Consider the following 18,534-nt stretch of genomic DNA (forward strand, 5'->3'; position numbering starts at 1 on the left):
ATCAATTATTGATTAGCAGTGATATGTTGTAATATTTTAGCCTATACAATAAATGCCCATCTGGGTGACGAGCTTCAAGGCGATCGCAAGCAGCTATTTCACTTGTGTCAACTTCAAAATCTCCAGTTTCAATATCAATCACCACAATTTTGTCGTGATTACCTGCTTCGACTTTGCGACGAACCTGAGATTCGTATATTTCGTCACCACGCCTAGCAAATTCTTCTTTGCTGTAGCGGGGTTAGGCTGCGACTAAAACTCTAGATTCATAGTCCGAGATAACCCTGCTTTTGTTACAAGTTCTGGGAATAGTATCTGTACTTCCTCTAGTGATAAAGGTGGATCTGGATCAATGTCAAGATTTGCACCAATGAGTTTTGCACACCCATAATCTGCACGATGGATATAGTTATAGTAGACAACATATCTATCCTGATCAATTTGATATAGCTCATAGGAATGTGGGCTTAGGGAATCTTTGTAAATTACCAACTCAGCTATCAACTTTCCGCTAAAACGAACCACTTCAGTTGTGACAGGATAGTTTGCATAATTAGACCATAGGGTGCCAATCTCTTTCTTAATAAAACCTGCACCTACATATTCTTCTGAGATTTTTGCATATGACCAGTTTATCGGAGGTTCAAGACATTGACGTACATACTCAAGATGTTTCTGCTTGATTTCCTGTAATTTCTTAACTGTATACTCGTTTGGTTGGTCATCAACAATTTTGTGATGTTTCTTACAAAGCAATATTAAGTTTGAGTAAGAATCTAGCTGATGAAGCGGAAAACTTGAATCCCCACGCGGGCCACCTACTTCTCTTGCAACAATATGACACTCATCACCAACTATAGATTCGTCGTCATTTGTTGCAGCATCCATAATTAGCTCACATTTACAGATTGCACATTGAGTGCCAGAACGCCCCCACAAAATTTTTCTTGTTTTATCTGTGATACCCAAACAGCAAAACCTCAGCAACACAATATTCTTAATTTTAGCGACCTAACTCTAAAATCGAACAGATAACCCTGTGTTGCTTCTTCACAAGCAAATCCCTCGCACGTAGATTTAGGTTTAGCTTTGTGCAGATTGATTTTTTAGTTGCTGTTAAAGTTATTGGGCTTCCTCGACCGATAAGCCTGTGGAAGGGGCAATAATGTCTATTGCTACTCCTCTATGTAAGAGATTGATAGCGATTTCTTGTTGTTTTCTTTCTTCACCTTTTGATCAAAATTTGAGCCGCAAGCTGACAACTCGATTAGCAGATATTTTTCCTGATTCCAGTCATGTGCAGTTTCATGAACTCCAAGAAAGGACTGACACTGAAATCTGGGAGTTTGCTAAAAGTAATAATTTTTGCATTTTCACTCAAGATGCAGACTTTTTTGAGCGAAGCCGTTTGTACGGTTCACCACCTAAAGTGATATGGCTACGTTGCGGGAATGCGCCTAATAATTACATCGAGCTATCACAGGCTTTGTGTCATAAAGGTAAATACATTACGATCCCTTTCCATTCTTCTTGCTGACTGCAATCGATTAGTAATAACAACTCATCAATTGCTTGTCGAATGGGCATTCGATCATTGACAACAAACATCCCTACCATTGCCTCTCCTGCAACTAGGCGGTTGTAAGCAAAATCTGGCATCGTTGCCCGATCATGAGTGAGAAGGATACGCTTATTGATTGCTGCCCAGGCTAAAATTGCTGGATCATCTAATTCTCGCAAACCAACATCCTGAACCCGAATTAAATCAAGATTGGGTTGACGCAAAAATAAGCCTCGAATAATGTCACCGTTGAAATTCTCATCACTTAACAGACTCAGCATAACCTTGCTACTGATTCTGCTGAGATAGTAAACGGTTACGAATTAAGCTCAGATCAGGTTGGATACTAGACAAACGTTGCTTTACTGATTGAGCTAATTGTTCTCTCTGATTTAAGTATGTTTCTACCTCAGCTTGATGACGAAGGTAGTAGCCAATTGTGTTATAAACATCAGACAAAGACAGAGTTGAGTATCGATGCACAATAGACTCAGGAGATGCACCATCTTGAAAAGCCCGAATCACAGTCTCTAACAAAACCATTGAATTCCCAACTCGAATCGCTCCAGTTTCATCTTCTCGCAGAGGTGGTGTCTCACGTTCCAACACAAGACTCATGGCTTAACCTTTGTTCCCGTACAAAATAATCGTAACTTAAACTTACAGCACAATACCCGGATTTCTCAGCATAATTCCCAAAGCCTAATTCAAGTTTAGATTTCGGTTTTTCCCAAAACTTATTCTATAGCAGGATTATGAGAAGTGAAAAATCCGGGTGAAGTTTTTTGCTATTTAATTAACGATAATCTGGGGTTTGAATATTTCGTAGACGGGCAGCATCACGCATACCATAATCAGCACGAGTAAAGCGGTTTAATTGTTGTTCAAAAAACTCACGATTGGCTTGCAAATGTTTAGGATTAGGGTCATCTAAGGGATATAAAAGCGCAGTTCTCAATGCTTGAATAACCGCAGAAGTAACATTGTACATTGAGCGTTGGAAACTAACACCCAACTGAATCAAAGTATCATCTTCGCCACGGCAATGTTGTTTGTAATAATCAACAAGATATTGTGGTAAGAAGTGCAACATATCTTGCATTAATAATGTTGGTGGAATACCAGCAGTACCTACAGGAAAGACATCGGCGTAGAGAATGCCGTAGTGGAAATCTTTTTGGTCATCTGGGACTTGTCCTGCTTGGGCGTTGTATGATTTTGTGCCTCTAAAGGGGGCGGTGCGGTAGAACACAGCTTCCACGTAGGGTAAGGCTGCTTCGTATAGCCAGGTGAAGCCTTTTGATTTGGGGATGATTTCGTAGCATTCGCCACGGATATAAACATGATGGTAAATGGGACGGCCGGCGATCGCAAATATGCCATTCACCAAAAAGTTCATCGCGTCAGGTACGCCCTTAAACCCGCCTTCGTCGTAGATATCGGACATTTCAAAGAACACGGGTGCCATGACTTCCCAGAATAAGCCGAGGTTAGAGTAGTATGACATCTGGCGGCACTGTTCCAAAAACATATCAGGAAACAGTTTGTACAGTCCCAGCATTACGGGGTTGCCTTGGAAGTAGGCTTTAATTGCCCTGTCGGCGTTGGCTTTGTATTCTTCCGAGTCGAGATAAGCGTCAAATTGATTGACTGGCGCATACATCTGCCGATGCCAAAGCATTGCCCGCATACAAGCTTCAGCAAATTCCATATTTATGCGATCGTGGAATAAGTGATGCAAAAACTTGGGCATTTTGACGGTTTCACCCTTTTCCATAAATGCCAAAAGTTCAGGATGGGCTGTTGCTTCACCGCGCCAAATTCTTAAATCAGCAGTATCGCCAGCGTAATGATTATGAAGGTCTAAATACTCTTGCGGTAAGAAGTATTTAGAAAAGGCAAATGGCTCTAAAAATACCTGTTCAGCTATATATAATAGGTCACGCCAGTAAAAATCCATCGGGACAGCATAAGCTTTATAAATCCCGATAATTTGCATCAAGTTTTCTGGCGTGTCTGGCAACATTGAACCGCCTGCTTCTAAACGATGAATTACTTCGGCAAATTCATGGCGAGAAGGAGAAAGTTTAGTAGTAACAGGTTTTTCTGGAGTCTGTACCATATTTTTTCCTGGATGTTAAATGTATTTTTAGACAGTAGAAATATCGGTTGTTTGTAATTGCTGACGTATCTTTAAAGCATGAAAAATACTCAAAATATCATGTGTCCAAACTGGCAAGATTAACGTCATCGCAATTTCTTCAATGCTGTAAATAGTTCCAGCAATACAAGTTAGCCACAAAGCGATGCCAGCGTAGTTAAATCCAAACAATGCCACAATGGCAATAAATAATGTAATTCCCCAAAACTTGGCTGAATAAGTGTGATAGCTGGCGGGTTTACCATATTTAATTAAGTTAACTATCCACCACATTATTTGGGCAAAAATTACCATCAATAAAGGTAGTTGATAAGTTATCAAAATATCTCGATATACCAGCCAAGCACTCACGAATATACAACTAAAAAGGCAGGTATCAGCCCAGCTATCAGCTTGTCGCAATTGGGCATTGCTAACGCCAAGTCGCCGGGCAATAATGCCATCAAAAATATCGGAAAGAAAAGCAGCGGTAAAACCCACTAAAAACCACATACTAGTATTGCCATCCCAGGCATCCCACAGGAGGAGGGGTGCTATTAAAAAGCGGAACAATACAAGACCACTGGGAATTAATTTGAGATTCATTTTTCCTCCTGTATCGGTTACGTAATTCTCTTGTTACTACTTCAATGCAACTTGAGAAATTACGGTTTTTTCCGCAGGGGTAATTGCCGCTACCATTGCTGTGGTTGTGGTTTCACTCCAGCGCACTAACCAAGTAGGTTGGACTCCTAAAAAGATGATTAAGGCTGCCAAAATTAGGGCTGGCATTTTCTCAGACCACAATACTTTGGGATAGTAGGCTAAATTGTCGAGTCTACCAAAACAGGTGCGGTTGAGGAGGATGACGAAATATACAGCAGTTAAACCACTAGCGACGACACATAATATTGTCGAGAGGGGAAAGGCTGAGAAGCTACCTTGAAAGACGATAAATTCAGCGATAAATCCTGTTAAACCGGGAATACCAGCACTAGCCATGCCACTTAATACGAGTAAGGCACTAATTAAAGGTATGCCACGGATCGGACTCATTAAACCGTTGAGTTTATCTAATTCTCTTGTGCCAACTTTGGCTTCAACGACTCCTACCAAATGGAAGAGAATTGCGAGGATGATGCCGTGGCTAAACATTTGGGAAACTGCACCAACCAGCGCGAGGGAGGTACTAGCGGCACTGGCCAGCAATACGTAGCCCATGTGACCGATAGAACTGTATGCTACCATGCGCTTGATATCTTTTTGGGCGATCGCCACGACTGCCCCATAAATTGCGCTAATTGCTCCCCAAATGGCCAAGGTTGGTGCTACTGTACTCCAAGCATTGGGGAACATCCCCATCCCAAACCTTAATAAACCGTAGGTTCCTAGTTTAGCTAACACACCACCTAACAAAATGGCAATGGGTGCAGAAGCTTCAACATAAGCATCGGGTAGCCAAGTATGGAAGGGAACTAAAGGAATTTTGATGCCAAAACCAAGGATGATTCCTGATAGCAAAAGCAGTTGCAGTCCAGCCGAGAGGGTTTGAGTAGAGACAGCATCAATGGCGAAGCTAGTAGAACCTGTCAGCCACACCATACCCAAGAAGGTGGCTAAAATTAATGCGCCGGAAACAGCAGTGTAAATCAGAAACTTGATTCCTGCATAAGCCCGTTTTTCGCCGCCCCAAATCGAAATTAATAAATAGAAAGGGATTAATTCTAATTCGTAGAACAGGAAAAACAAAAGTAAGTTTTCGGCGAGAAAAGCCCCAGCAACACCACCACTTACTAACAAAATCATTGAGTAAAATAGGCGGGGGCGTTCAGTATTTTGACTACTGCTGTAAATAGCAATCCAAGTGAGGAGGCTATTTAAAACCAACATTAATATTGATAGCCCATCCACTCCTAGTTGATAGCTTAACCCTAGGGTTTCATTCCAAGGTAAATACTCTTGAAACTGCATCCCAGGAGTGTTGAGATCGAATTTAAAGAGGATGAACAAATTCCACAGCAGAATTAAACCGGATATAGTGAGGGCTACCAAGCGCACGCGATTGGGTGGGATGGAATTACTAGGCCAAAACCCGATAATTAACGCAGCGATGATTGGTACCCAAATTAAAACACTCAGCATGGTAGTTTAGGGATTTATAACCGCAGGAAAAGTACAAATGACGAATAATAAATGGCTAAAACATCAACTCTAAAAACTGCACGCCCCAGTATGGCCATGTCACCCATGCACCTAAAACACCTATGCCTAAAAGAACGGTAAAAGCATAAGTTTGAGTTTGACCAGAGGTGCTGTATTTCAAACCTTCTCCACCGAGGAGTGAGAATAAACCAACGAAATTAACGATGCCATCAACTACGAAGCGATCAACCATATCAGCGAATTTAGCAAGTTGGGCAACGCTAAAAATGATGGTCATCCGATAGATTGCGGGAGTGTAAAAGTCGTTAGCTAACAAGTCTTGCAAACCTTTCCAGGGCAGGCGAATTGGTTTAGGAATATTGCCGAGGTAAATTACACCACTGACACTAAAACCAAAAATACTTGACCAAATCAACAAGAGGGCGACATCTTTATTCATGGTTGCCCAGTTGGGTAAGAGTGATAAGCTTTGCAACACTAAAGGCAGATGGAGGACAAAGCCGAATAAGATTACCATCGGTAGTACCATCGGCCAGTGAACTTCAGGCGATCGCTCACTCATTTGCTTAGGCTTACCACCAAAAATTAAGCCGAATTCTCTGGTTAAACTGACTGCGGTTAAGGCGTTAACTCCTATAACTATCCCAACTAACCAAGGGTGAGTATCCCATAACCCATCAGCTAATTTCATCAACGCCCAAAAGCTACCTAGGGGCGGGAAGCCAATTAATCCTAATGTGCCAACAATAAAAGCTAAACCAGAGATGGGGCGACGTGACCATAGTCCACCTAGTTGGGTGACATCTTGGCTAATGCTGTTCCAAATAATCCCCCCCGTACTCATCACTAACAATGCAGCAGATAAGGCATGGGTAAGAACTAATAATAATGCAGCGTCATCTTGTTGTGTACCTACAGCGATGAACACCAAGCCCATGTAAGCACTAACAGAATAAGATTGGCAGCGTTTCACGTCTATTTGGGCGATCGCAATTAAAGATGCGCCAATGGCTGTTACCGCACCTATCGCTACCATTGCGGCAGAAACTACAGGCGACAGAGTTAACACAGGTTGCAATTTAATCAGCACCCATGCACCACTCGCAACTACTACCGAGTTCCGTAAAACTGTACTAGGAACAGGGCCTTCCATTGCCTCATCTAACCACAAATGCAAGGGGAACTGGGCGCATTTACCCATAGGCCCAGCAATTAAGGCTAAACCGACTAAGGTAATTACACTGGGGTCAACTTCAGCAGTTGTTGCCCATACAGCTAGTTCGTTGTAATCCCAGGTTCCCGCTAGAGGCCATAAACCTAAGACCCCTATCAACAAAAACAAGTCTCCTACCCGTTTGGTCAAGAAAGCGTCTCTCGCACCGCTAACTACCAACGGTTGACTAAACCATAAGCCAACTAACAGGTAAGTTCCTAAAGTGAGGACTTCCAGAATTACATAACTAAAGAACAAGTTATTACATAAAGCTAAAGCGCATAATCCCGCTTCAAATAATCCTAATAAAGAGTAAAAGCGTCCCCAACCCCAATCCATTTCCATATAGCCAATGGCATAAATCTGCGCCAGCAAATTTAAACCCGTAATTACGACCAATGCGCCAACACTAATTGAGGAAATTTCGACTGCAATGGTGAGGTCTAAACCGGCTGTTGATAGCCAATGAATAAATACTTCTTGGGGTGGATGATTCCAAGTTGCTTGTAAGGCGATCGCACTATGGAGAAACGCCAAAAATGTCATTACTAAATTTAGATAACCTGCTGGTCTTGGCCCGGTCTTCCGAATGATCCCTGGCGACCAAGGTACGGCTAATAATCCGCCAATTAAGGCATATAAAGGAACTAGCCAAACAGTCTCTAGTAGAAACTGAGCCATGAAAATACCCCTAGATTTAAACAAAGATTAGTGTTACGGCATCAAATTGCTTTGATCCCGCTGCCATCCACTATTCAAAAACGCAAGTTTATATTTGCTTAATTTTGTTAGATTAAGCTTACCTTTATCTGAGGCAAAATGGAATTGCTTGATTAGATAAATCAACGATAATTACTCTAATTAATTCTTATATATCTATGGATTGGATTAATGAATATCATCCATTGATTAATATCTATGGTTTTAGCATAGATATATTAATATAGTAATCATTATTAATTAGGACTTAGGCATAAAAACGAAAAATCAAGTGTTTTGGCGAGGGTATAGGGGTGTAGGGGTACATATATCTAAAACCCTTACACCCACAGCCAATCTTCACAGACAATCTTTGTGTGTAAGTCCTAAGATGTATCACCATCCGCCGGTCAATCAAAGTTTCAGACTTCAGACTTTTCCCCAATCCGCAAACCCATAATTACTAAATCTCGTTCCACCCCATCTAGTTCAGCGACTTGAGGTAAATGTCCCCAACTTTGAAAACCTGATGTTTCAAAAAGTTTCAAGCTGGGGTGATTGTGAGCAAAAATAAAGCCTAAAAGGGTTTTTAAGCCTAAATTTGGACTTTCAGAGATGGCTAAGGTTAAAAGTTGTCGTCCCAAACCGCAATGATGAAAAGCTGGGGCGATATAAATACTAATTTCGGCAGTTGAAATGTAGGCTGGACGACCGTAAAATGATTGAAAACTTAGCCACCCAGCAATTATACCCTCTTGTTCAATTACCCACAAAGGACGATAAGCAGGCGATCGCCCCTGAAACCAGGCGCGGCGACTTTCCACAGACACAGGTTCTAAATCAGCAGTAGCAAGACGGCTAGGAATTGCCGCATTGTAAATAGCTACGATCGCAGGTAAATCAGTTTCAGTCGCATGGCGGATAGTCATCACTGCCGTGTGGGAGAGAATATTGTAGAAAATATTCAAAAATCATACAGTGTTCATCGACAGAATTCTATGTCAACGATATAGCAGCAGGCGATGTTATCATCACAAGGCGGCTAAATTCGGCGCATAAATGCAGCAAAATGTACTAAAAGACTTAGTGCTGGTTGGTGGTGGTCACAGTCATGCGATCGCTTTAAGAATGTTTGGCAGAAAACCACTACCAGGAGTACGTTTAACTTTAATTACGCCAGCATCAGACACACCTTATTCGGGGATGTTACCCGGACACATTGCGGGGTTATATAGTTATGATGAGTGCCATATCGATTTACAGAAATTGGCTAACTTTGCTCATGCACAGTTATATATAGACAGCGTAGCTAATCTCGATTTAGACAATCACCAAGTAATTTGTGCTAACCGTCCGGCGGTAAATTTTGATCTGCTGTCTATTGATATTGGTAGCACTCCCGCCACTATCTCTGTACCTGGTGCCGCAGAATATAGCATACCAGCTAAACCAGTGGCAAAGCTGTTAAAAAGCTGGTATAAATTATTGCAAAATCTCCATGCTCATCCCCAGGAAAAACTGAAAATTGCCATTGTGGGTGGTGGTGCTGGTGGCGTAGAATTAGCACTCTCAATGCAAGCACATTTACAGCAAATTTTGATTGCGAACCAACAACCAATTCAAAATCTTGAAATTCACCTATTCAATCGCCATCAAGAGATTTTATCCCATTATCATTCCTCAGTGCAGCGTCAGGTAAAACAAGTTTTAACCAATCGAGATATTCAGCTACATCTAGGGGAATCTGTTTCTCAAATTACACAGATAAATGAAGAATTACTCATAGTCAAATGTGAATCGGGGTTAGTAGTCGAGTGTGATCAAGTTTTTTGGGTAACACAAGCATCAGCACCAGACTGGTTAAAAACTACCGGAATAGGAACTGATGAACAAGGCTTTATTTTAGTCAACGACACCTTGCAATCTCAAACGCACCCACAAGTATTTGCAGCTGGTGATATTGCCACAATGATAAATCATCCCCGGCCAAAAGCTGGCGTATTTGCGGTGCGTCAGGGGAAACCATTATTTGAGAACTTGCAACGAATGATTTTAGGCCAGCTACTCAAGCCCTACATACCACAGCAACAATATTTAAGTTTAATCGGTACAGGCGACAAAAGAGCGATCGCCACCAAAGGCTCATTCACTTTACCACCCCACTCTCTACTCTGGCGCTGGAAAGATTGGATTGACCGCCGTTTCATGGAACAGTTTAGTGAATAAGCAGCTATTATCAGCACTGCAAGAGAACTAGCGATCGGCAAAACTCGCACCACACAGTACGATATTATGGACTATGATCTTCTCTTTCATCTGAACAGGGGGTTTTATTTTCATTCCCTAAACAGTTAACGAAGTCATCTGCTGAATGAAAATTTTTGCCTCATTATGTCTGCATTCTTGCATAAATTGTATTGAGCAACACTTTGAAGACTTACCTTTGCATGGTCAAATAAAAATGATTTAATAACTTGTTTACACATAAGAAAATAGTATCAACTGAATTATATTTGATGCTTTTTACTATTAGCTTGTGTGAAATTTTTCATAACTACATAACTATTCGCTGATGAAGAACGCTTTGATTAAGACCGTAGCATTACTACCAATTTTTACTTTATTACTCACCGCCTGTAATGGTGCTAAAACTAGTACAAACTCTACAGCTAATAGCAATGCAAATACAGCAACATCCAACGTTATCCCGATTGGTATTGCTGTTGCCCAAACTAGTAATGTTGCATTACTCGGTCAGGAACAAGTTGCAGGCGCTAAAATTGCCGAAAAGTATTTTAATGATAAAGGTGGGATTAACGGTACCCCGATTAAATTAGTCTTTCAAGATACTGCTGGTGATGAAGCGGGAACAATTAACGCCTTTCAAACATTGATTAATAAAGATAAAGTAGTAGGAATTGTCGGCCCGACTTTATCACAACAAGCCTTTAGTGCTGACCCAATTGCCGAACGCTCGAAAATCCCAGTCCTTGGCCCATCAAATACAGCCAAAGGTATACCAGAAATTGGTGATTATATTGCGCGTGTTTCCGCACCTGTTTCTGTCGTTGCGCCTAATTCTATTAAAGCTGCAATTAAGCTAAATCCTAACATTAAAAAAGTTGCTGTTTTCTACGCCCAAAATGACGCATTCAGCAAGTCAGAAACCGAAATCTTTCAGCAAACTGTGAAAGAGCAAGGTTTAGAATTAATGACAGTCCAAAAATTCCAAACTAGCGATACAGACTTTCAAAGTCAAGCCACCAATGCAATTAATCTGAAACCAGACTTAGTGATTATTTCTGGTTTAGCAGCTGATGGTGGTAACTTAGTACGACAACTCAGAGAACTGGGTTATAAAGGCATAATTGTTGGTGGTAATGGTCTAAATACATCAAATATATTCCCAGTTTGTAAGGCACTTTGTGATGGTGTACTAATTGCTCAAGCATACAGCCCAGAACATCCAGGTGAGATTAATGCTGCATTTCGCCAAGCTTATGCAGACCAATTTAAAAAAGAACCACCGCAATTTAGCGCCCAAGCTTTTGCAGCAGTTCAGGTATATGTAGAAGCCCTGAAAACTTTAGATCAAAAAAGCAAAGTGAATAAGTTACAATTACCAGCCTTGCGAACAGAATTGAACCAACATATATTAACTGGCAAGTATAATACACCTTTAGGAGAAATTGGTTTTACACCGATAGGAGAAATTATCCAAAAAGATTTTTATGTAGCTCAAATAAAAATGGAGTCAGATGGTAGTAAGGGAAAATTTACATTTTTAAAATAGTTAAGTATTCAGGAGTCAGAATTCAGGAGTCAGAAGGTTCAAAGAATCAGGAGAAATATTTGATTAATTAATTTACTAATCCTATAGATACTTCTAAAATCTGACTTCTGACTTCTAGGTGCTGAATTCTTACTAAAATAGTAGCTACATGGATATTAGTTTGTTTTTCCAACAATTATTAAATGGGTTATCCATAGGTAGTGTCTACGCGATTTTTGCTTTAGGATATACCTTGGTTTATTCCATTTTAGGCATCATTAACTTAGCGCATGGGGCAATTTTTACCCTCGGTGCATATTTTACCTACGCACTCATGGGTGGAACTTTTGGATTTAATGGTTTGTTAGCTAATGCTACCCTACCGGTGCAATTACCATTTGCTATATCCTTGATTATTGGTAGCGCCTTAGCCGGACTTGTGGGAGTCGCAGTGGAACGTGTGGCTTTTTTACCTTTACGTCGTCAAGGATCTGACCCTTTATTAACAGTTGTTTCTAGCTTGGGTGTCGCAGTAGTAATTGTTAACTTAATTCAGTATTTAGTCGGCGCAGAAAGTTATACATATCCAGCCAATACTTTTGGCAATTTACCACCAGCAATTAACTTTGGTACTGTAGAAAAACCAATTCCCATTCGCAGTGTCCAGATATTAATTTTTGCTGTGTCAATGGTAATTGTGGCCATTCTGACATATTTTATTAATCGGACTAAATATGGTAAGGCAATGCAAGCGATCGCTGAAGATCCAATTACAGCTAGTTTACTCGGAATTAACAGCGATCGCTTTATTGTTTTGACATTTTTCATCAGCAGTTTCTTAGCCGGATTAGCCGGAACCTTGGTGGCTTCTAGTGTGAGTATTGCTGGCCCCTATTTTGGTATTGCCTTTGGGTTGCGAGGTTTAGCCGTGATAGTCTTGGGTGGGTTAGGTAGTATTCCTGGTGCTGTCCTTGGAGGATTACTAATTGGATTAGTGGAAGCCTTTGTCCCATCTGAATATTCTGGTTACAAAGATGCGGTAGCTTTCGGCATATTATTTATCATGCTATTAGTAAGACCTCAAGGTTTACTTGGTCGGCGATTCATTCAGAAAGTCTAATCAATATGGCTGAATTTTTTTCAACTTATGGTTCACTCATCGTCTCTATGGTATTAGGGGCATTGTTAGGACTTTCCTTATACTTACCTTTAATGACTGGGCAATTATCTTTAGCTAGTCCAGGATTTTATGCTTTAGGTGGATATATTGCCGCAATTTTATCTACAAAAGTTTTTACTTCCACTAGCAATTTATTTCCTATACATTTACTTTTATTAGAAATATTAATCGCTGGCTTTGTGTCGGGAATATTAGGTGCAGCAGTAGGAATTCCCGCACTCAGATTAAGGGGAATTTATTTAGCGATCGCCACAATTGCTTTTGTCGAAGTTTTGCGAGTTCTTGCTTTAAATTTAGACATCACAGGCGGTGCAGTTGGTATTTTTGGTATACCGCAACCCTTCCAAAGTCAAATTGAATATTTATGGATTGCCTTGCCATTACTATTAATTAGTATGGTGTTATTTTATCGGTTAGAACGCGTGCGAGTTGGTCGGGCATTTACCGCCATCCGCGAAGATGAATTAGCCGCTGGGGCAATGGGCATTAACCCCACCTATTATAAAGTTTTAGCCTTTACTCTGGGGGCAATTCTTGCCGGAATTGTTGGGGCAATTAGCGCCCATTTTCTCAACACTTGGAATGCCCGCCAAGGTACATTTGATGCGAGTATTATTTACTTAACATTTGTCTTAATTGGTGGTTCGAGAACTTTTTTAGGTTCAGTAGTAGGTGGTATGGTATTTACAGCCCTACCAGAAATTTTACGTGGTATAGCAGACTCAGGTATTTTTCCTAATTGGTTAGGTTGGTTAGCTCAATTTCTCCGAGATGGGAGATTAATTATTTTTGGCTTACTCATAGTGATAGGTACTATTTTCTTTCCTCAAGGTTTAGTCACACCTGAGATTTTTAAAATGGGTAAAGTAAGAAAGTAAAAAATGTCTGAAATTATTTCCCAGGATAAAAGCAAAGTAATATTAGCAGCCAATTCTATCACCCGTCGCTTTGGTGGTTTAGTGGCGGTAAATAATGTATCTTTCCAAGTTAATCAACATGAAATTTTTGGTTTAATTGGCCCGAACGGTGCTGGCAAAACAACGCTATTTAATTTAATTACTGCCCTGATTCCGCTGTCTGAGGGCAGATTAATTTATCAAGGTAAAGAAATTTCCCAACTGCGACCCCATCAAATTGCGGCTTTAGGGATTGCAAGAACTTTTCAAAATATTCGTTTATTTGGCGAATTGTCGGTGTTAGAAAACGTGATTATTGCCCGACATTTGCATACTAAAAGTAATATGATTACAGGAGTTTTAGGATTACCACCTGCTCCTAGGGAAGAATACAACACTAAACAAAAAGCTTTAGAATTATTAGAATTAGTAGGATTAAGCGATCGCACAGCAGAAAAAGCGAAAAATTTCGCTTACGGTGATCAACGTCGCTTAGAAATCGCCCGTGCTTTAGCCTTAGAACCGCAAATTTTACTTTTAGATGAACCAGCCGCCGGGATGAACCCCAGCGAAAAACACCAACTCAGTGAATTTATCCGCAATATTCGCGATCGCTTCAATTTAACCATTATTCTGATTGAGCATCACGTCCCATTGGTGATGGGTTTGTGCGATCGCATCGCTGTATTAGATTTTGGTCAATTAATTGCTTTGGGTGAACCATCGGTAGTCAGAAATAATCCGGCTGTAATTGCAGCTTATTTAGGAAATGAATAACATTCCGACAATGACATAATCAGGACTGATGCACAAAGATTGTCTGTTGAGACTATTACAGGTCGGCGTAAATCAACAGACCATCTGGAATTGCTACAAGGCTTGTGGTATAAATATTCTTTACTTTTGACTTTTGACTTGTTGTACTAGGTTTCCCACCTACACTCTGAACTCCTATCACTGTTTCTCCCAGCCCTGAGTATTATTTCCTTCATAAAAAGTCACAATTGGGTAGAATTGGTTAAAGTAATCTCTTGCTCTTGTGTCATAAAGGTCTCTACAAACCCATGCAACTGAAACTCAGTGCATCTCGACTACCCTTCGCACCTCTACTGTTAATTGCGCCCTTTTTCCTTTGGGGAACAGCAATGGTCGCCATGAAAGGAGTTATCCCCCACACCACACCACTGTTCCTCGCGGGTGTGCGGTTGCTACCAGCCGGAGTGTTAATTTTGGTTGTCGCCGCACTGATGGGTAGACCCCAGCCCCAGGGTTGGAAAGCATGGTTATGGATTACCTTATTTGCCTTGATAGATGGGACATTATTCCAAGGCTTTTTAGCCGAAGGGTTGGTGAGAACCAGCGCCGGATTAGGATCAGTAATGATTGACTCCCAACCCTTAGCAGTGGCTTTGCTATCACTGTGGTTATTTCAGGAACACATTGGTTTTTGGGGCTGGTTAGGGCTGGGTTTAGGCGTGACAGGTATTAGCTTAATTGGCTTACCAGATGAATTGATATTTCATTGGCTGGGTACACAAGGAAATATCACAATGGGTAACTGGCAAGATTTATTTGCTAGTGGTGAATGGTTAATGCTGTTAGCGGCGCTGTCAATGGCCATAGGCACAGTATTGATTAGATTTGTCACACGCTATGCTGACCCTGTAAGCGCTACCGGCTGGCACATGATTATCGGTGGTTTGCCCTTATGGGGAGTTTCTGCATTGAGAGAATCTCAGCAATGGCAAAATATTGTCCCATCTGATTGGGTGGCGTTGGGATATGCCACAGTATTTGGTAGTGCGATCGCTTACGGTTTATTTTTCTATTTTGCTTCTAGTGGAAGTCTGACTAGTCTCAGTTCTTTAACCTTCCTCACACCAGTATTTGCCCTACTTTTTGGCAATATCTTCCTCTCGGAAATTCTCAGTCCCTTGCAGTGGATGGGAGTTTGTCTGACATTAATCAGCATCTATCTCATCAATCAGCGTGATAACTTAGCTGGACAAAACCAAACACTCAATATTGCCGAAAAAAATACTATCCAGCAGCCACAAGTTTTAGAACCATCTACTAAAAAGCTCAATTCCCTATCTATACAGGTCAGAGAATCGGAAGTAGAAACTTTACCCTAAACAGTCTCCGAGAACAGAGTATATGGGAAGAATAAATAATCACAAATGACCATTAACCATAGTTAACATTTAGACATCATAGAAGCTATTGTGGTATGGATCATTTCAAAACCACGTTCAGGCTAAAGCTGGCAATATGAGGCTATGTCCTTCCTCTATCCTGATATTCATTTGTTTTAGTTGTCTGGGTTTTTACCCCAATCGCCCCAGTACAGCCGCATCTCAACCAACACACCCAAAAATTGCCCAAGTCAATTCCCCACAGCCCACCAAACAGGCTGTTCTGAAACTGGGTAGTCAAGGGCTGGATGTAGAGAAATTACAATCTCAATTGCGAGATTTAGGGTTGTATAAGGGGTTGGTAGATGGAAAGTATGGTTCCACTACCCAAATTGCGGTATCTCAATTTCAAAAAACCAAGGTTTTAAAAAGAACAGATGGTATTGCTGACCAGACAACTCAGATGAGTTTACAAGCTGCCATTCTCTCAAAAAATCAGTTGGCGACTTCGCCCATTGTGGCATCATCTAGCCTAGAAACTCCATCTGCAACTAAAGCCAAGCCCCAGCAAAAAGACTTCGTTTGGTGGTCATTATTAGGAGTAGGAATTTTGGGTAGCATTGGCGCACTGCTTTTTTTCTTCAGAAAGTTACGTCAAGCCAAGCAAGCACAAAATTCTCCAGATTCTCCCCTTCCCTCTTTGACTCCAGGGGCTGAAGACTTAGTTCAATCACCGTTACCAGAATTGGACAAACCAGAAACTACAACATCAGAAAGTACTACGCCAACACCAACATCTTCACTGCCAACAACGGTTTTACCCCTAGAAAAAACCTCTCGTTTAGCTAAACTCAATATTGTTGATGAATTAATTAAAGACTTACACAGCGGCGACCCGACAAAGCGGCGCAAAGCGATTTGGGATTTAGGACAGCAAGGTGATTCGCGGGCAATTCAACCTTTAGTAGACTTAATGATTGATGCAGATTCCCAACAACGCAGCTTAATTTTGGCAGCTTTGTCAGAAATCAGCACCCGCGCCCTCAAGCCAATCAACCGTGCTTTAGCCATTTCTTTGCAAGATGAAAGTCCCCAAGTCAGGCAAAATGCCATCCGTGACTTGACTCGTGTCTACGATATGATGGCGCAGATGAGTCAAATGTTAGGTCACGCACTCGAAGACCCGGATGCAGAAGTGCAGGCCACAGCAAATTATGCTTTAACTCAGATAAAAAGAATGCGGAACTTAGCGATTCAACCAAATCTACCAGAGGATATTCACAAAGATCGAGAATAATCAGCCTTATAAATATTTCAGCAGAATTTTGATGTCTGTGTTCGCACCTGCCACTAGAACTGCTGCTTCGTCAAATTTAGGTGCGCGGTCACGAATTTCTGGGTTTTGAGAAAATCCGAAGCCTTCAAGGGGAAAACCTAAGTCACTCCGATTAACGGTGAAGTCGTTATTTTCATCGTGCATCACAGCAACGGCATAGTTACCTGCTTTTAAGTTCGTAAAGGTAATTTTGACAGATTTGTCCGTAATTTTAGTACATTGTCTTTGTAACACGCGATCGCGATCGGCAGGAAATCCTTGACTACTGGCAAATATACTGGCGCAGACTTGTCCCTCTGTGTTTTTTAAACCATCAATTTCTACATTGAGATTACCATCGAAATTAGCCCTAGCAATCAATGGCGAGGCAAAACTTCCTACCGCTGCAAGCAGAATCATACTAACTCCCAATCTTTTGCTCATAAAATTTTCTGACGAACACAAATATTGTTGATACTTAAGTTGCACTTGGATTAAGAGGTGCAGAGTTATACTGCCATGATTTGATTAAAATTTGCAAGTGTAGTGAAAGTCTGATTATATGGCACACAATATTAGGAAAGTCTTATAGGAATTTGAATAATGAACTCAGTTCCTTTTCCTACAGTAGATAAGCACTGTAATTGCCCACCATGTTTTTCTACAATAATTTGATAGCTAATAGATAATCCTAATCCTGTACCTTTTCCAACTGGTTTAGTAGTAAAAAAAGGGTCAAATAAATACTTTTGAATTTCCTCTGAAATTCCTATACCATTATCAGCAATGCGAATATTTACTTGCCCATTATCAGTAAGTTCAGTCCGAATTTTAATTATTGGTTTAGTTAACAACCCAGAATTTTCAGGATTTAATTCTTGTTTGTTGAGAATGGAATCGTGCAACGCATCAATAGCATTTGCTAAAATATTCATAAAAACCTGATTCAGTAGCCCAGCGTAGCACTCTATTTTAGGAATATTGCCATACTCTTTTAGTACACTGATTCTTTGTCCATTAATTTCTTCTTTGAAGCGACTGCGTAAAATAAGTAAAGTACTCTCAATACCTTCATGGAGGTCAACTATTTTTTTCTCCGCTTCATCAAGACGAGAAAAATTACGTAAGGACAGCACAATTTCCTGAATGCGATCGCACCCTAATTTCATAGATGCAAGCAAATTGGGAAAATCTACTGTGACATAATCTAGATCAATGTCTGAAATCTTATTTTTAATCTTTTTAGCTGGATCTGGATACTTTTGTTGATATAAATCAATTAGCTCAAGTAAGTTTTGCGTATAATCAATAGCGTGAATAAGATTGCCTGCAATAAGTAGAACGAGGCGAAAAAACCAAACTATGTAAAGATAAGTAAATACGTACAATGCGTCTACAAAGGTAACAGCAATATGGGTAGCCGTTTAAGGGTATTTCTGACTAGAGAGCAAGATAAAACT

The 18,534-nt window shown here is 40.7% G+C and carries 19 protein-coding genes; 8 read left to right on the forward strand and 11 right to left on the reverse strand.

Annotation, left to right across the window (positions count from 1 at the left end):
* Position 1: 1 nt before the first annotated feature.
* Together IQ244_RS11830 and IQ244_RS11835 are read right to left on the reverse strand one after the other, a co-directional pair.
* Entirely contained in the window at positions 2-145 is a 144-nt protein-coding gene (locus IQ244_RS11830) for a hypothetical protein (RefSeq protein ID WP_228058866.1), read from the reverse strand.
* Between the two features lie 107 nt (positions 146-252).
* Positions 253-990 (reverse strand): HNH endonuclease, encoded by a 738-nt coding sequence (locus IQ244_RS11835; protein ID WP_416209770.1) that lies wholly within the window; start codon positions 988-990, stop codon positions 253-255.
* 175 nt (positions 991-1,165) lie between these two features.
* Here IQ244_RS11835 and IQ244_RS11840 point away from each other — a divergent pair, with 175 nt between their 5' ends.
* Positions 1,166-1,537 carry a DUF5615 family PIN-like protein gene (locus IQ244_RS11840; protein ID WP_193893983.1) on the forward strand — a complete coding sequence of 124 codons (372 nt, stop codon included), beginning with the start codon at positions 1,166-1,168 and terminating at the stop codon, positions 1,535-1,537.
* On the opposite strand, the gene IQ244_RS11845 is transcribed toward IQ244_RS11840, so the two are convergent.
* From IQ244_RS11845 to IQ244_RS11875, 7 genes are all read right to left on the reverse strand, one after another.
* Entirely contained in the window at positions 1,492-1,842 is a 351-nt protein-coding gene (locus IQ244_RS11845; RefSeq protein WP_193893985.1) for a DUF5615 family PIN-like protein, read from the reverse strand. The two genes, IQ244_RS11840 and IQ244_RS11845, sit on opposite strands and share 46 nt — an antisense overlap.
* A gap of 7 nt (positions 1,843-1,849) precedes the next feature.
* Positions 1,850-2,179 (reverse strand): DUF433 domain-containing protein, encoded by a 330-nt coding sequence (locus tag IQ244_RS11850; protein WP_193893988.1) that lies wholly within the window; start codon positions 2,177-2,179, stop codon positions 1,850-1,852.
* A gap of 178 nt (positions 2,180-2,357) precedes the next feature.
* Positions 2,358-3,683 carry a CO2 hydration protein gene (locus tag IQ244_RS11855; RefSeq protein ID WP_193893991.1) on the reverse strand — a complete coding sequence of 442 codons (1,326 nt, stop codon included), beginning with the start codon at positions 3,681-3,683 and terminating at the stop codon, positions 2,358-2,360.
* Positions 3,684-3,710: 27 nt separating this feature from the next.
* Positions 3,711-4,307, reverse strand: a complete 597-nt coding sequence (locus IQ244_RS11860) for a CDP-alcohol phosphatidyltransferase family protein (RefSeq protein WP_193893994.1) — start codon at positions 4,305-4,307, stop codon at positions 3,711-3,713.
* A gap of 36 nt (positions 4,308-4,343) precedes the next feature.
* A complete protein-coding gene (locus IQ244_RS11865) occupies positions 4,344-5,843 on the reverse strand; it encodes an NADH-quinone oxidoreductase subunit M (RefSeq protein ID WP_193893997.1) in 1,500 nt (499 codons plus the stop codon).
* Positions 5,844-5,898: 55 nt separating this feature from the next.
* Entirely contained in the window at positions 5,899-7,758 is a 1,860-nt protein-coding gene (locus IQ244_RS11870; protein WP_193894000.1) for an NAD(P)H-quinone oxidoreductase subunit F, read from the reverse strand.
* 440 nt (positions 7,759-8,198) lie between these two features.
* The gene (locus IQ244_RS11875) at positions 8,199-8,705 is read right to left on the reverse strand and encodes a GNAT family N-acetyltransferase (protein ID WP_193894003.1); all 507 of its coding nucleotides are present in this window, start codon (positions 8,703-8,705) and stop codon (positions 8,199-8,201) included.
* A 130-nt stretch (positions 8,706-8,835) separates the two neighbouring features.
* On the opposite strand from IQ244_RS11875, the gene IQ244_RS11880 reads away from it, so the two are divergent.
* The 7 genes from IQ244_RS11880 to IQ244_RS11910 all read left to right on the forward strand — a co-directional run bounded on the left by IQ244_RS11880 (position 8,836) and on the right by IQ244_RS11910 (position 17,056).
* Positions 8,836-10,002: an FAD-dependent oxidoreductase gene (locus IQ244_RS11880; RefSeq protein WP_193894007.1), complete on the forward strand. Its 1,167-nt coding sequence runs from the start codon at positions 8,836-8,838 to the stop codon at positions 10,000-10,002.
* Positions 10,003-10,348: 346 nt separating this feature from the next.
* Entirely contained in the window at positions 10,349-11,569 is a 1,221-nt protein-coding gene (locus tag IQ244_RS11885) for an ABC transporter substrate-binding protein (RefSeq protein ID WP_193894010.1), read from the forward strand.
* 148 nt (positions 11,570-11,717) lie between these two features.
* The gene (locus IQ244_RS11890; RefSeq protein ID WP_193894013.1) at positions 11,718-12,668 is read left to right on the forward strand and encodes a branched-chain amino acid ABC transporter permease; all 951 of its coding nucleotides are present in this window, start codon (positions 11,718-11,720) and stop codon (positions 12,666-12,668) included.
* 5 nt (positions 12,669-12,673) lie between these two features.
* Entirely contained in the window at positions 12,674-13,606 is a 933-nt protein-coding gene (locus IQ244_RS11895) for a branched-chain amino acid ABC transporter permease (protein ID WP_193894016.1), read from the forward strand.
* A 3-nt stretch (positions 13,607-13,609) separates the two neighbouring features.
* On the forward strand, positions 13,610-14,401 hold the full coding sequence (locus IQ244_RS11900; protein WP_193894019.1) for an ABC transporter ATP-binding protein: 792 nt from the start codon (positions 13,610-13,612) through the stop codon (positions 14,399-14,401).
* A gap of 287 nt (positions 14,402-14,688) precedes the next feature.
* A complete protein-coding gene (locus IQ244_RS11905; protein WP_193894022.1) occupies positions 14,689-15,759 on the forward strand; it encodes a DMT family transporter in 1,071 nt (356 codons plus the stop codon).
* A 136-nt stretch (positions 15,760-15,895) separates the two neighbouring features.
* Complete coding sequence (locus IQ244_RS11910) at positions 15,896-17,056, forward strand: peptidoglycan-binding protein (RefSeq protein WP_193894025.1); 1,161 nt, start codon at positions 15,896-15,898, stop codon at positions 17,054-17,056.
* Between the two features lie 6 nt (positions 17,057-17,062).
* Here the strand turns inward: IQ244_RS11910 and IQ244_RS11915 are convergent, their stop codons facing one another.
* Both IQ244_RS11915 and IQ244_RS11920 read right to left on the reverse strand, forming a co-directional pair.
* Entirely contained in the window at positions 17,063-17,518 is a 456-nt protein-coding gene (locus IQ244_RS11915; protein ID WP_193894028.1) for a DUF2141 domain-containing protein, read from the reverse strand.
* Between the two features lie 131 nt (positions 17,519-17,649).
* Positions 17,650-18,255, reverse strand: coding sequence for a sensor histidine kinase (locus IQ244_RS11920; RefSeq protein ID WP_322746057.1), 606 nt, complete (start codon positions 18,253-18,255; stop codon positions 17,650-17,652).
* Positions 18,256-18,534: the final 279 nt, after the last annotated feature.

It is taken from the genome of Nostoc sp. LEGE 06077, assembly GCF_015207705.1.
Taxonomy (GTDB): domain Bacteria; phylum Cyanobacteriota; class Cyanobacteriia; order Cyanobacteriales; family Nostocaceae; genus Nostoc_B.